We start from the raw sequence: 14764 nt of genomic DNA on the forward strand, positions 1-14764 counted from the left end.
GCTGCGTCAGGCCACGCCCGCTCCTTCCCAGGTGAGAGACCGAACAGGCAACACGGCCCGAACACCGGCGGAAGCTGCCGCCAGATGCAACCCGACGTGGCCACGAAGACGATCGCCGCCAGCGCCTCTCGATCTCCCGCCCGCCGTCGGCCACCACCCTGCGAGCGTATGACCTCCACGACCGCCTCCGTGCTCGCCCGGGAGCACTGGTGGACTGTCGGTATTCGAGGGTTGCAGTATTCGCCGTAGAGCGAGCAGTTCCGTACCCGGCTCGGTCACGTCAGCGGTGACAAGGTGTAGAGCTCTCGCCGCAACGGGTGCTGTCTGCGCGAAGACGCCGGATCAAGAAGAAGACCGGCCTCTTGCGGTGAACCCGCGACGGACGCCTGCGCTCCGGTGCGGGCCTTCGCCCTCTGCCACCGCGCCGTACGGCCCCCTCCCGGCAGCGGCAATCCCGCGCGGCAGAAGGCTCACCCGGCGCTACGAGGTTCACGGCGCCGGTACGGCACCGATCTGCTGCATCACCCCGAGGAGATCGGGCTGGCCCCGTTCGCCGACGATCCGGCCGTCGGCCAGGTAGTAGAAGTTCATGGCCTGCACCGAGATCTTGTTGCCGCTCGCCGGGATCCCGAAGAATTCACCGTCGTGGGTTCCCCGCATGGTGAACCGCGCGGCCACGGTGTCGCCTTCGGTGACCGTCTCCTCCAGCGTCCACTGGACGTCGGGGAAGGCGCTGCGCATCATCCCGATGACTTCCATGTACCCATCGGGCCCCCGCAGTGGTTCCGGGTGGCTTGGCGCGTGGAACACCGCGTCCGGAGAAATGACCTCGCGGGCGAGATCCTCGTTGCCCGTGTTGATGAACTCGACGAAACGGTTCATTACTGACTCGGTGGACTGCGATGGCATCTTGCTGTGCCTCTCCAGAGACGTTTGGGCGGGTACCTGCGAGCGTAACATCGAATCGATGTTCACATCGATTCGATGTTCGCGTGCGAAGATGGACTCATGCTGGAACTCGCGATACTCGGCTTCCTCGCCGAGGGACCCCTGCCTGGACACGAGCTGCGCCGCCGCATCTCACAGCTGACCGGCTACACGCGGCCGGTCAGTGACGGCAGCCTGTATCCGGCGATCAATCGCCTGACCAGGGCGGGCTTGATCGAGCGGCGCGCCGACCCGGCCGCGGGGGCGGCCCGGTACGTGCTCAGCCTGACCGCGGCCGGGCGGGCCGAAATGCTTCAGCGCCTGCGCAAGCCCGCCGACCACGAGATCACCGACTTCACCCGGTTCTACGTCGTCCTGGCATTCCTCTCCCACCTGCCCGACGTGGCCGAACGGCACGCGGTGCTGCGCAGACGGCTGGAGTTCCTGGAAGAACCGGCGAGCTTCTTCTACGACAACGAGCGGCCCCTGCGTGCCGAGGAGGTCGCCGACCCCTACCGGCGGGGCATGCTGCTCACCGCCCGCGCCACCAGCCGCGCCGAACGGACCTGGCTGCGCGAGACCCTCGGGGAGGAACCGCCCGTATTCGACACCGGATGCACCGACAGCGATCCGCATGCGCCCGCCGCTCCCGCGAGCTGACTGTCCACGGAGGTACCCCCATGCTTGCATCCTGGTACGACGACCAGGGACCCGCCGCCGATGTCCTGCACGTCGGTGAACTCCCTGATCCCGTCCCCGGCCCCGGCGAGGTCCGCGTCCGCGTCACCGTCTCGGGCGTCAACCCCGGCGACACCAAGAAACGGCGCGGCTGGCTCGGCTCGTCCATGCCCTTCCCGCGGGTGATCCCGCACAGCGACAGCGCCGGAGTCATCGACGCCGTGGGCGCCGGAGTCGACGTCCACCGCGTCGGACAACGGGTCTGGGTATACGGCGCCCAGTCCTACCGCCCCTTCGGCACCGCCGCCCAGTACACCGTCGTACCCGACCACCAGGCCGCACCCCTGCCCGACCACCTCAGTGACGAGCTGGGCGCGAGCCTCGGCATCCCCGGCATCACCGCCCACCGCACCGTCTTCGCCGACGGCCCGGTCGACGGCCAACTGGTCCTGGTCCACGGAGTTCTCGGCGGCGTCGGCTCCCTGGCCGCCCAGCTCGCCCACTGGGCCGGCGCCACCGTGATCGCCACCGTCCGCCGCACCGCGGACCTCGACCGCGTCGACCCGGCCGTCGCCCACGCCATCGCCCTGGACACTGGCGAGCCCGCCGCTGCCATCCGCTCGTACGCGCCGCGGGGCGTCGACCGGATCATCGAGGTCGCGCTGTCTGACAACGCCGATCTCGACAACGCCGTCGCCGCCCAGGGGGCCGTCATCGCCGCCTACGCCACCCGCGCGGACCGCACTGAGATCCCCTTCTGGCCTCTGCTGTTCAACAACGTCACCCTGCGGCTGCTCGGCAGCGACGACTTCCCCGCCGAGGCCAAGCGCCAGGCCGCCCGCGACCTCACCTCCGCCACCGCCGTCGGCGCCCTCACTGTCGCCGTCGGCGACTGTTACCCGCTGGACGACATCGCCAAGGCCCACGACCACGTCGACGCTGGCGGTGGCCACGGCCGCATCCTGGTCACCATCCCCCAATAGCGCAGACTTGGAACACTGCCCTGCTCAACTGCCTAGCCCTGCGGGGCGGCCCGTCGCGCTGCCAAGTATTCGGACCAGTTCCCGCCGGCGAGGGTGGCCCAGCGTTCGGCTGTCTTGGGGTGGATGCCGAGCAGGTCGGCGATGACCATGGGCGGCAGGTCTACCAGGGCGTCCATCATGGCGGTGTTCCGTGCTGCGCGGGCGGGCAGACCGTGGTGTCTCAAGGTGTCGGCGAGGCCGAGGGGGTTGCGCGGGCGTCCAGGGCTGTGACCGGGCAAGAGGTATCTGCATCCGGCCGTGTTGCTGTGCCGGGGGCTGTGCTGCAGCTGATCGTTGATGAGGCGGGCGAGCTTCGGCGGGAGCACGAAGGGGTGGTGGTTGACTGTCAGGTAGATATGCCCCTGGTCGTGGCGAATGTGGTCGTCGGTGAGTTCGACGATGCGGGTCAGGGGGAGGGCGTAGAGGCGGACGAGAGCAGCCGCGACGCGGACCTCCAGGGGCAACGCGGTGTCGTTGAAGCAGCGCAGCAGCTCTTTTCGGTACTCCTCCTCGGCCTGGAAGTGGCCCGGGAGTTGGGCGGCTGAGCGCTCGATGACCAGATCGGGCGGGCAGAGGCGTCGTGCAGTGCTCCAGCGGAGGAAGGGGATGGAACGGGAGCGCAGGGTTGGCCGCTCGATCGCCCAGGTGTCCAGATGCCGCTGCTGGAGCTGGGAGAGACTCAGGTGCTGCGTGCCGAGCCAGTTCAGGAAGTTGATGGCGGCGAGGACGTTGCCGCAGTCACCCTTGTGTGCGGCGCGTAGGTGTAACGGCCGCGCGATGAGCGTCGGCGGGCGTCGCGGATGATGTGCCACTCGGCGAACGGACGGATGAGGTTGGCGTGCCGCGCTGGCAGTTCGGCCACGGTCCGTGCGACCCAGTTGGTGAGGAGGGCGAGATTCTCATCGCGTGGCGGCAGGATGCCGGCGGTGACGAGTAGCCCACGCACGTAGGCGGTGGCAGCCCGCTGCGACATGGTGTCGAGGGATCTGTGGTTTAGCGCTTCGGGATCGAGTGCCAGGCAACGAGAACCGAGTACCACCCAGGGGGAGCAACGATGCATTCAACGCACCGACCCACGAAGGCAGTTGGACGGTCATGATCACCCTCGCCGCTGCCCTGATACCCGCGAGCGCCGCCCACGCCAACAGCGGCGGTGACGGTATCGTCCACAATCTGGGTGAGCGCTCCTGCCCCTCGACGACTGCAATGGCTACAAGAACACGACCAGCATTGTCCCTGCCGGATCGTCGTTCACGGCGCAGTGCTACCTGTTCGGTGACTCGTACAGCACCTTCGGGAGCCTGTGGCACCTGACGTCCGGCCAGTACACCGGGTCCACCTTCTATAGCGCCTGGGTGCTCCGTCCGTACGTCAACGGCAGCAATTCCCCAGTCGCCGGCGTGAGCCACTGCGCGATCCCGGACTGCACCTTTTGACAGCCGGGCGCAGAGTTCCCCTTGCCCGAACCGCGCTGGCAGGGGCCTCGCACAGCGCTTGTCCGGCTTTCAGCTCCGGAATGCCGGATATCCGGCTGGTGCAGCAGGGCGAGGATGTGCTCCTTGGCCAGCACCCTCTCAAACGCCCACAAACGCGGGTGAAATCCACAAGGAATCGAGGATTTGATGAGCAGCACCTCCACACCGAACCGTTGGTGCAGGACCGCGGTCAAGGCAACGACAGTGGTCGCCGCACTCACCGCGTTCATCGCGGTCAGCGTCACGGGCGCGGTGAGCGCCGAGGCGGCAACCGCCGCACCAACCCGCTCCACAACCGCAACCGGCAGCGCGGTCCTCGTCAAGGAGGTCAAGAACGCCAACGGCGTACTTGACGTCTACAAGGTGACCGGCGCAAGCGTTCAACCCAACTCAGTGACCAGCGGTTGCGCCGGCTCGAGCCTCCACGTCTGCTTAAACATCGCGGGCTCCGGGCTCTATGTCCAGATCATGGAGAACTACACGACCTTCCCCAGCGCAGGAACGGTCAACATGCAGATCAACGGCCCCTACGGCGTCATCACCCAGAGCGGCAACTTCTACGAGTCCGGTGGCGACTACGTTCTCCACTGGATGCCGTACAGCAACGTCGTTGCCGGTTACTACTGCGCCACCTCCTTCACCTACACCTCCCGCCAGGGTGCCTGCCGGACCGTGCACTCCTAGGCGAGATGTCGTGAGGGACTGGATGATCGGTGTGTGAAGACTGACATCGAGTCCCTCATCACGGGTGGCTGTTCACATATCTCGCTGACCAGGAACGTGCCCCACGAGACATCGCCTGCACAACGTTAGGGTCGGTCCACCACAGCACTTTGTCTGAGGGGCCTCGCGGTTTCCGGACAGATGTCTGACCGTTCACTTCACGCGGTGCTGCAACTTCACATATTCGGCGTGGACTTCGCAAAGAGGCCGCTAACCAACCGAAGAATGAAGACGTTGGCGATTGCACCAGAACTCGATGTACCGAGTGATGTCCTGGCGGGCTACTTCACGGGTCAAGTACGTCATTCGTGACACGCGTTCGTTCTTGAGGACTCCGAAGAACGACTCAGCCATCGCGTTGTCGAAACAGATGCAGCCGTTGCCGCGTCGTGGAAGTTGATGTCCGGGGCGATCCCGACGAGCTGTCCTCCGGGCGCAGACGCTCCGGAGGACACCACTCTGCTGCCGCTGGGGCAGTGCACGGTGCCCGTGACGGGGACGCTGCTCGAACTGCCGTAGAAGGACTGGGTCACGTACTGGATGGGCTGGGGAGGCGGGTACATCGGCCGACGCGGGCGCGGCGGCCAAGGTGAACCCGGCACCGACGATGCCTGTTGTCACGGCGGCTCCCGCACAGACGAGGCGGAAGAGTCTCAGAGTGGTCCTTGCGTTGTTGGTGGGTGGTGCGCGTCGTACGCGTGCGGTCCGCGCACCCGTCGATCTCTCGGTCGCCACAGGCCCGGCCGGAAGGTGATGTGTTCGCGCAACCCGGCCGGGGCAGCTCCCGTCAGGGTCACCCTGACGGGACTGAGGTCACCCTGAGGAGACGGAGGGGACGATGTTCTGGTTCAGCCGGAACAGATTGGCCGGGTCGTAGCGGTTCTTCAGCTCGACCAGTCGCCGATAGGTGTCAGGCGGGTAGGACGCCCGGACCAGGGACGGGTCCGACTCGCCGGTGAAGTTCACGTAGGCGCCGGCACCCGGTCCGAGCGCCGCGGTCAGCTGCCGTGCCCAGTCGACCACCTTGCCGAAACCGTCGGCGTCCGTTGTGCGGGCGATGACGTTGACGATGAACTCCTGGTCGCGCAGCGCGTAGGCCGTCTCCGACCCGGGCACCCTGCCCACGGCACCGCCGAGATGCTGCAGGTGGATTTCGGTGAGCGGATTGGGCAGCGCCGCGAAGAAGTCCCGCAGGACGCGCAAGGCATCGTCGTCGACCGTACGAAGGAGCGCCGAGCGGAAGTAGTTGTGGATCCCCCGCGGGTAGAGCGGGTCGAGGGCCTGCTGCCATCCCGCGTACGGGTGGGGCGCGAACACGTCGGCGATGACGGTGCCCAAGGAGCGGAAGGGCGCGGTGGCTGCTTCACCGGCGTCAAGGTCGCCGGACCAGCAGCCGCCGACACCGATGACCGGCGTGCCGTGGACGGACGCGGGCAGGAAGGGCACGGGCGGGGCGGTGGTCAGATTGACCAGCGTGGTCAGTTCGTCAGGAGCCGACGCGCACGCCGCCCGGTACCCGGCCAGTACCTGCTGGGCTTCTTCGGCCGGGTAGAAGACCAGACCGGACAGGACCGTCGCCCCGATCTCGTGGAGCTGGAACTCGAAGGAGGTCACCACACCGAAGTTGCCGCCTCCACCGCGCAGACCCCAGAACAGTTCGGCGTTCTCTCGCTCGCTCGCCCGCACGAACTGACCGTCAGCGGTGACGACGTCGGCTCCGACGAGGTTGTCGCAGGCCAGTCCGTACTTGCGCATGAGCCAGCCGATGCCACCGCCGGTGGTGAAACCGGCGATGCCCGTCGACGACACCAGACCACCGGTCACCGCGAGCCCGAATTGCTGGGTCTCCGCGTCCAGGTCCTTCCACGTGCATCCCGCTTGCGCGGTCACGGTGCGGCGGTCCGGATGGACCTGGACCCCCGTCATCGGGGAGAGGTCCAGCACGATGCCGCCGTCGAGAGTGGAGAACCCGGGGATGGAATGGCCCCCTCCGCGTACCGCGAGCGGCTGCCCCTCACTGCGGGCGAAGTCGATCGTGCGGATCACGTCGGCCACACCCGCGCACCGGGCGATAACCGCCGGACGCCGGTCATGCGCCCCGTTCCAAACACTACGGGCCTGGTCGTACTCCGACTCACCCGGCAGCACCGCGGTGCCGCGCAGGCCTGCGGTGAACTCGGCAAGCGTGGCGTCCCCGATAGGGCTTGCCGCGTTCTGGGTCGTGGTCATGATTCCTCCCATAGGCCGTCACATCGAGAACCGACCCTAGGGACCCCGCCCCAACGAGAACTCAACACGATCTCAACGTGCGGCCGCCCGCGCGTCGCCGCCCGCACCACCGTCACGGAGCGCGGCCAAATGGCGACCGGCGATGACGCACCGCATACGATCGAAAACGCTTGCCGCCGCAGCGGTCTCGCGGGCGGCTCGACGGTGATCCTCCAGCTCGGTGGAGAGTTCGGCCATGGCCAACCTCAGCCATCCGGCGAACCGTGGCCACGGAGCGAACCTTTCCGCAGCCCGCCGGTACAACTCACGCGCGGCCCGTGTCTCGCCGGACAGTAGTTCAATGGCCCCGAGCGCGGTCAGTGTCGCGCCGATGCCCACCACGTCACCGGCGGCCTCGAATCCGGACAGTGACCGCCGAACGCTGCCAAGACCGTCGCCGATGTCGCCCGCCATGGCCTGCAGCAGGCCCAGGCTGATGTCGGTCAGCAACTCCCCTCGACGATCGCCGATCGCGCTGCGGACTTCCCGCGCCGTCGACAGCGCCAGCCCCGCTTCCCGGAATGCACCCATGTCACGGTGAAGACAGCCGATCTGGTGCAGTGCCTGCGCCCTGGCCAGGTCATCGCCCAGGTCGGCGAACTGGTCGACTGCCTCGGCGACGAGGGAGAGTGCCGCCTGCTGATTTCCGGTCAGCCGGTGCGCGTAGCCCAGGGCGGCCTCCGCGTACCCCGTTGCCTGAACGACGCCCACACGCCGGCCCAGCAGCATGGTCTCTTCCATGTAGGGGACCAGTCGCCCGGCGATCGGGACGAGGAGCAAGCAGGGCGTGATCACGGGCAGGAAGGGGCGCGTGCCGGTATCAGCGTGGGCCAGCTCGATGAGGCAGGAGTCGAGATGCCGGATGGCCAGGGGGCCGTCCTCACGGAACAGCGCGCAATGGCCGAGCAGCCAGCTACCGGCGGCGGCATGCTCGGCCCGGCCACGTGCGATGCCCTCGGCCCGTACCTCGGTGGCCATCCGTTCGGCTTCGTCCAGGTCAAAGGTGCTCCACACCAGCGCGGCCTCCGCGATCCGGGCCATCACCACCTCGTCGGGCTCGCCGATCCGGCGGACGATCGCCACCGCCTCCGCCCCCAGCGCCCGATGCCGGTCCGAGCGCCCCTGGCGACTGTCGAGCCCGGTCAGCCCGATCAAGGCGGCCGCACGGGGCCGGGTCGGTTCGGGTGCCATTGCCAACGCCCGCTCGAGCCACCGCGCGCCCTCGACGGCATGGCCGCGCAGGAACCAGAAGCGCCACAGATTGGCGGCCAGGCGCAAGGCGGTCTCGGCATCGTGCTTGCAGGCCCACCCCAGTGCTGCGCGCAGATTGTCATGCTCGCCGTCCAACAGCTTCGGCTCTTCTCTCACCACGCCTGCGGCTCGTTCGGGGTTGTGGGCCATGGCGAATGCAAGGAAGTACGCACCGTGGACGGCCGCCGACCGCTCAGCCTCTCCAGCGAGAACGAGCTTCTCGTGCGCGAACTGACGAACCGTCTCCAGCAGCCGGTAGCGGGTCGTGGCGGCCGTTCTCGCCGGTACCACCAAGGACTGGTCCACCAACCTGACCAGCAGCTCGAACACCCCCGTTCGTCCCAGCGGAGGATCACCACACACTGCCTCCGCCGCCTCGAGGGTGAAACTGCCCGCTAACACCGAAAGCCTGCGCAACAGAACCTGTTCAGGGCCGGCGAGCAGGTTGTGGCTCCATTCCAAGGTGCCACGCAGCGTCTGGTGCCGGGTGATGGGCACGCCTCCCCCGCCGAGCAGCGACAGCACGTCGCTCAACCGGTGGACGATTTCCGCCGGCTCGAGAGCGGCGGCTTTGGCCGCCGCCAACTCCAACGCCAGCGGCATCCCGTCAAGCCGTCGGCACAGCTCGACCACCCCGGGCGCGTTGTCGGCGTCGAGCGCGAAACCGGGCCGCACCTGTGCCGCACGGTCGACGAAGAGTAGGACACTCGGCAGGTGTGCAAGCTGCTCCAAGCCGTCCGCGCGGTCCCAGTCGGGTGACGGCAGGGTCAACGAGGGCACCCGCAGCGTGTACTCGCCGTGGGCATGCAGCGGCTCACGGCTGGTCGCCAACACGTCGACACCCGAGCATCCGGCGAGGATCGCACCGACCAGCCCGGCACAGGCGGCGAGCAGGTGCTCACAGTTGTCGAGCACGATCAGCAGCCGTCGAGAGCGCAGCTGGTCCACCAGCGCCCGCCCTCGATCCGCCACATCGGAGTCCAGCCCGAGCGCCTTGGCCACCGCGTCGGCGACCATCACCGGTTCAGCGACGGCCGTCAGATCAACGAACCACACCCCGTCGGGGTACCTCGAACGCACTAGCCGCGCGGCTTGCACAGCGAGTCGTGTCTTGCCACTGCCACCAGCCCCGGTAAGGGTGAGCAGCCGGGCCTGACGGGTCAGCCTCTCCACGTCGGCGATCTCACGCTCGCGCCCGACGAAACTGGTCAACGGGGCCGGCAGATGGCCGGCAACCCCAGTGGAGGTCGAACCATCGGCTGACCGAGGGCGCTCCGCCGCCGGCGCACCCGTCAACAGTTCGCGAAACAGCGCCACCGTCTGCGCATCCGGGTCGGTCCCGAACGCGTCCAGGAGGTCATCGACCAAGCGTTCGTACCGGGCCAGCGCCTCGGATCGTCGGCCCAGGCCTGCCAGCACCACCATGGTCACGCGGACAGCCCCTTCGTGCACCGGATCGGCATCCAGCGCCCGTGTCAGGAGGAGCAGTGCCTCCTCCGGTGCCGTCCGCGCCAGCGCGGTCGCCAACCTCACCGAGATCTCACGGGACGCCGTCCGCAACTGGTCCCGCCGCGTCGTCAACCAGTCCGCGTCCGACAGATCAGGCAACAGATCCCCGGCATAGAGGTCGGCCGCGGCGCGCAACGTCGCCGCATCGTCCCCCGCCGACGCCTCCTGCGCGGACACCTCGAACCGCAACACGTCGACCTCGACCGGTCCAGCGACGTCCAGCACGACCTGCTCGTCCCGGATCGACAGCCGTCCGGGTTCCGCGGGCCCGCCGCCGGCGACCGCGCGGCGCGCCACGTACAGGGTCTGGTGCAGATTTCGGGCCGCGGCCGCCGGCCCCAGATCGGGCCACAGCTGGTCCAGGACGTGCTCGCGATGACAGCGCTGGCGCGGCGCCAGCGCCAGCATCGCCACCAGCGCCTTCGCCTTCCGCAGCCGCCACGCCCCGGCCTCGATCGTGACCCCCTCCACGGTCACGGCGAACGATCCGAGCAACTGGATGTGCCAGCTCGGGCGCTCCGGGATCACGGCAGCAGCCCCGCCGGACCTCGCGCTGGACGGGTTCCCCAAGCCGAGAACGTCTTGACCTCGTTGAGCACGGCCACCACCTCCGGAGCGTCCCCGCGACTGACCACCCCCATGCTCGCCCATCCATGCCGCACACGGGGGGCTCCTCGCCCGACCCGGGCCCCGGTCGACGGATTTACGCGGGCCTGTCCAGTCAACGGTGCAACTCGTGTGATGTGAGTTAACGGCGGCCGATGGAAAGTCGGCCGTCGAAGGCGATGTCGAACGCCTGCAGTGCGGGCTTCCATCGCATGGCCCTCAACGGGCCGAGCTTGGCGGATCATTTCACTGGTTGTGGATGTGAACCAGTTGATGGCCTGCAACCTCCTCGGCCTGGCCCCACAGGCGCGACTGTGACGGCAGCAACCGAATGAGTGCTTGCTGGATTCCCGGGCTGTCTCCCCAGGTTCTGTAGATCTTGCTCTCGGTGACCATGAGCGACTTGAGTTCCCAGTGATCGCTGCTTCCCAGGTGTGTGCGGACTGCGGTAGTCGTCAAGGACGACGGCACCGTCGGGAGTCATCAACTCCCGCGCTGCGGCGATGTCGCTGCGCACGTGAGCGTACAAGTGCGAGGCACCATGTGGGCGAAGCGGCAACTCTCCGCCGCCACAGGGCAGACGGATGGGGACAACCAGGGCCTGCGAGTCGGCGGCCGCTGGGCATCGTCTGCCCGCCCAGCCCGGAACCGGCAGCAAGTCACCCGGGGCGGGGCTCCCGCGCGGGGACGTTATGGGGCCGTGCAGTCGCCCCTGTCCGCGTGGCCGTTCTTGCCCGGGGTGATCGCTGAGGCGATCAGCCGGGTGCCCCTGTCGGGGAGCGAGCCGGGCGGGATCTTGAGGACGTGGCCGGGGCCGGACCAATGGCGACCGGTGAGCGGGTCGACCAGGTGGGTGGTGGTCGCGGTGTCCGGGCCGACCACGACCAGTCCGTCCCCGGCGGGGACGCAGCCGACCGTCACCTCGGGGCCGAAATCGACGCGGGAGTCGTAGTTCGAGCCGAGGCCCATGTAGAGCGACGGCTTGTCCATGCCGATCTCCACCAGTCCGCTGCGGTGGTTGGGAGAGTAGTTCTTGGCGACGGGGAACTGCACGTCCTGCCGGACGACCGCCACCTCGCCGGTACCCGAGGAGGGAGTGCCGTGCCACTCCAGCGTCCAGGTGACTCGGGAGGACGCAGTGAACTCATCCAGCCCTGGAGCGCCGCACAGCAGCGCCCCGGCCAACCGGCGCACGTACGCGTCGTCGAGCGGGGCCGCGTGCACGGGGTACGCCGACACGGTGTCCGTCGTCGCGTAGTCGAGGGCGATGGCGTACGGCCAGCCAGGGCTGTACAGGTAGGTGGTTTTGATGGGCTTGCCCCGCAGTGTGTCGTCGGCCTGCATCAGCGCCCCCACACCGCAGTTGCCGTGCGCGTCGACCAGGTGGGTGTCCGGCCCGCCGGCCGTTCGGTTCGTGAATTTCGGGACGGGGTCGCTGAGTCCGTCGGTGACCTTGAGCGGGCGCCAGCCGTCCTTGTCCTCGACGCCGCGCACCTGGAGGTTGGTCAGCCATCGCGGAACGGCCAGCGGGTACGGCTCGTCGTTCTGGCGGTTCCAGTTGAGGGCGATCGGCGGGCTGGTGACGGGGCTGTACTCCCAGGGCTCAGGCGCCATCCGGACGACCTTGTCGATGCCGTCGGACTCGGCGCCGGGACCGCTGGCGTAGCGGAGCAGCGCCCCGCCGGCCGACACCAGCGTGACCCGGGGCATGTTCGGGATCGTGCCGGAGAACAGGATCTCGCCGCTCGGCTTCTCGGCCGAGTTGAAGGAGGGTGCGTCCGAGGTCCGGGGGTTGATGTTGACCGCGGCGGAGTGCGGACCCTTGCCGCTGGAGAGGGCGACCTCCATGGCCTCGTGGCCCGGGCCCCGGTCGCCGGCTCGGTTGCCGAGCGTCTGCCAGCCGTACTCGGCCTCGCGAGCCTGCGCGGCGGTCACGGTGATGGGCTGCGAGGCCGGCACCTGCGGCGTGTATGTGTGGTCCGGTGGCGCGGCGAACCACCCGCCGGTGAACGCCCCGGCCACCACGGCCATGACGGCGACCCCGCCGGTCCACCGCGGGTGCCGTCGCCAAAACGACGCGCGGGCGACCGTGCCGGGAGAGCCGGAACCGGTGCCGTCAGTCACGCCGGGCCCGGCGTCCGCACCTCCGTCCGACGGTGGCGCTTTCGCTTCCGCCGCCCCTTCCGCTTCGTCGGGCACGGCACCCGTGCCGGACCTGGTACTTCCGGTCGACCGGTCCATCCGTTTTCTCTCCCCCGTCGGCAGTGGCGACTCCACGGGTGACACTATCGCCGGGGCCAACCGTTCCCGTCTGCGGGGCTGAGACCGGATCCTGCCAGGCCCGTTCACCGAGCACCCCCACGGCACCGACGGCCGGCCCCGCTACCGCGAGCTGCATCTGGATCTCGGCCGGTCAGGCCCAGCTGTAGGCACACAGCGAGCACTTGGGGGGCGAGTTCCTCGAACCGTGCGAGGCCCGGCCCACGCCACTGCTCGAGTCAATCGACAGCGCGGATCCCGCGCCGGCGGCGGCCTCTAACTGCCGCGGGAGCACAACCATCTGCCTGCCCAGGGGCGTCCTCGACCAGCTTCAGCCGATACACGTACTCGTGCTCCAGATCCGCCCGCCGCAGGAGGAACTGCCAGCGACGCCGGTGCGCCAACACCAGAACGTGAAACAAATCCCGCTGGACGGGCAACCTTTTCCGGCGCCAGAGGACTCTGAGCCGGTCATGAGCATCTTCACCCTGAAAGCGCATGGCACGGTACCTCCCGACACCGCTGCGCATCCTGTCGAAGTGACGGAGGGGATACCAGTTCGCCGCACTGGCCACGACACGACAGCCGTCATGGGCCGGGGCGGGTTGCCTCTCATGACCGTTGACACCAGCACGGCGCAGGATCTGGCACATACCGAAAAACGGACTACAGACCGTACTGTCACCCCGATACGAGTGGACTCCGTGACAGCGCTTCGCTGGTTCGCGGCCGCCGGGGTCTACTCCTTCCATACCAAGGAATACTTCAGCGAAATACCCTCCCTCGCAGCCCTCATGAGAATCGGCTACGAGGGAGTTCCCTTCTTCTTCGTTCTCTCCGGGTTCGTCATGGCCTGGTCCGCGAAGCCTGGCGGCACCGCCCGCCAGTTCTACTGGCGGCGGCTTGCGCGCATCTGGCCCCTGCTCGCCCTGACGGCGGTCGTCGCGGGCGTCCTGGAGAAGCAATGGTATGGAACGCCCTTTTCGATCACCGGCCTGCTGTACACCGTCAGCTTCACCCAAGCGTGGACAACGGCCCACTTCTTCACCGTCAACATCGTGACCTGGACACTCTCGGTAGAAGCCTTCTTCTACCTGGCGTTTCCCTTGCTGTACAAGGTCCTCGACAGATGCGCCACGTGGGCTCTCGGGCTGATCGCGATGCTGATGACGGCGACCACGGCCGGTACCCGGCTGTGGCCCGTCTGGCACCACTACCCGGCCGCGACGGAGCGCCTGATCTTCGCCTCCCCGCTCGCGCTCACCCCGATGTTCGTCCTCGGGATCTGCGCCGCGGTGGCCACCCGGCGCGGCTGGCGGCCACTGGTCGGCGCCCGCGTCTCCATCGCCCTGCTGGTCGGAACCATCGCCTTCTGCTGGGCGTGGAGCAGGCATCCGCAATGGGTCCCACACATAGCGCCGGCGCCCGGGATATTCGACGCGCTGTTCATGCCGGTCTTCGCCCTCACCATAACGACGATGGCATTGCGCGACGTACGGAGCGGCGCCTCCCTGCTGCGCCGCAGGGCCCTGGTCAAACTCGGGGAATGGTCGTTCGCCTTCTACATGTGTCACGCGATCGCGCTCCGGGCATTCAGCCACTACGGCTCGGATGCGAGCCCCGGAGTGCGGGATGACGCCGTCGTGGTCGCCATCATGCTGGTGAGTTCGGTCACCGTCGCAGCATTTCTTCATGAATGCGTGGAGAAGCCCGTCGAGCGCCGCCTGAAACGTCTGTGGAGCCCGGGAAGAACAACCGCTTCCGTCTCCGGTCGCGCAACAGCCGGAGTCACCCGACCGGCCGTCTCTGGCTCCTGCGCGGCCCGTGCGGGGTTGCTTCCTCGGTGGGCAACTTCAGCGGTGTGCGCGCCATCACGATGTGCTGGACCTGGGTCGTGCCTTCGTGACCCTGCGTGAACTTGGCGTGGTGCAGCATGTGTTGGGCCGGCAAACGTACGTCGGCCACCCTACCGGGCCAGGTCCGAGCCGTGGCCGCGTCCGATCCCTCCGGGCCGTTGACCGTGACCAGCTGGGACAGGCAGGCCGC

At 68.2% G+C, this 14764-nt stretch carries 9 protein-coding genes and 2 pseudogenes; 4 read left to right on the forward strand and 7 right to left on the reverse strand.

Going from position 1 to position 14764, the window contains the following annotated elements; translation table 11 throughout:
- Positions 1 to 56: 56 nt before the first annotated feature.
- A pseudogene (locus tag AC07DC_RS27600) lies at positions 57 to 170 on the reverse strand (transposase); the annotation flags it as partial.
- Between the two features lie 319 nt (positions 171 to 489).
- Positions 490 to 975 carry an ester cyclase gene (locus AC07DC_RS27605; protein WP_230529430.1) on the reverse strand — a complete coding sequence of 162 codons (486 nt, stop codon included), beginning with the start codon at positions 973 to 975 and terminating at the stop codon, positions 490 to 492.
- A 33-nt stretch (positions 976 to 1008) separates the two neighbouring features.
- On the opposite strand from AC07DC_RS27605, the gene AC07DC_RS27610 reads away from it, so the two are divergent.
- Together AC07DC_RS27610 and AC07DC_RS27615 are read left to right on the forward strand one after the other, a co-directional pair.
- Entirely contained in the window at positions 1009 to 1587 is a 579-nt protein-coding gene (locus AC07DC_RS27610; RefSeq protein WP_280882421.1) for a PadR family transcriptional regulator, read from the forward strand.
- A gap of 20 nt (positions 1588 to 1607) precedes the next feature.
- Entirely contained in the window at positions 1608 to 2588 is a 981-nt protein-coding gene (locus AC07DC_RS27615; RefSeq protein WP_478917191.1) for an NADPH:quinone reductase, read from the forward strand.
- Positions 2589 to 2620: 32 nt separating this feature from the next.
- Here the strand turns inward: AC07DC_RS27615 and AC07DC_RS27620 are convergent, their stop codons facing one another.
- A complete protein-coding gene (locus AC07DC_RS27620) occupies positions 2621 to 3439 on the reverse strand; it encodes a hypothetical protein (RefSeq protein WP_478917192.1) in 819 nt (272 codons plus the stop codon).
- Between the two features lie 810 nt (positions 3440 to 4249).
- Here AC07DC_RS27620 and AC07DC_RS27625 point away from each other — a divergent pair.
- A complete protein-coding gene (locus tag AC07DC_RS27625) occupies positions 4250 to 4786 on the forward strand; it encodes a hypothetical protein (protein ID WP_478917193.1) in 537 nt (178 codons plus the stop codon).
- A 252-nt stretch (positions 4787 to 5038) separates the two neighbouring features.
- Here the strand turns inward: AC07DC_RS27625 and AC07DC_RS27630 are convergent.
- The 4 genes and pseudogenes from AC07DC_RS27630 to AC07DC_RS27645 all read right to left on the reverse strand — a co-directional run.
- Positions 5039 to 5194 (reverse strand): annotated as a pseudogene (locus AC07DC_RS27630) (IS3 family transposase); the annotation flags it as partial.
- 444 nt (positions 5195 to 5638) lie between these two features.
- The gene (locus tag AC07DC_RS27635) at positions 5639 to 7054 is read right to left on the reverse strand and encodes an FAD-binding oxidoreductase (protein ID WP_478917194.1); all 1416 of its coding nucleotides are present in this window, start codon (positions 7052 to 7054) and stop codon (positions 5639 to 5641) included.
- Positions 7055 to 7126: 72 nt separating this feature from the next.
- Complete coding sequence (locus AC07DC_RS27640) at positions 7127 to 10381, reverse strand: ATP-binding protein (RefSeq protein ID WP_478917195.1); 3255 nt, start codon at positions 10379 to 10381, stop codon at positions 7127 to 7129.
- A 768-nt stretch (positions 10382 to 11149) separates the two neighbouring features.
- Positions 11150 to 12583, reverse strand: a complete 1434-nt coding sequence (locus tag AC07DC_RS27645; protein ID WP_478917196.1) for a hypothetical protein — start codon at positions 12581 to 12583, stop codon at positions 11150 to 11152.
- Positions 12584 to 13068: 485 nt separating this feature from the next.
- On the opposite strand from AC07DC_RS27645, the gene AC07DC_RS27650 reads away from it, so the two are divergent.
- Entirely contained in the window at positions 13069 to 14634 is a 1566-nt protein-coding gene (locus AC07DC_RS27650) for an acyltransferase family protein (protein ID WP_478917197.1), read from the forward strand.
- Positions 14635 to 14764 lie beyond the last annotated feature (130 nt).

Source organism: Streptomyces sp. NPDC045021, assembly GCF_056432645.1.

Excerpts from the sequence above, each read along its gene's own strand:
- AC07DC_RS27615 (WP_478917191.1), top strand. The coding sequence starts at position 1,608 with ATGCTTGCATCCTGGTACGACGACCAGGGACCCGCCGCCGATGTCCTG.
- AC07DC_RS27610 (WP_280882421.1), top strand. The coding sequence starts at position 1,009 with ATGCTGGAACTCGCGATACTCGGCTTCCTCGCCGAGGGACCCCTGCCT.
- AC07DC_RS27625 (WP_478917193.1), top strand. The coding sequence starts at position 4,250 with ATGAGCAGCACCTCCACACCGAACCGTTGGTGCAGGACCGCGGTCAAG.
- AC07DC_RS27635 (WP_478917194.1), bottom strand. The coding sequence starts at position 7,054 with ATGACCACGACCCAGAACGCGGCAAGCCCTATCGGGGACGCCACGCTT.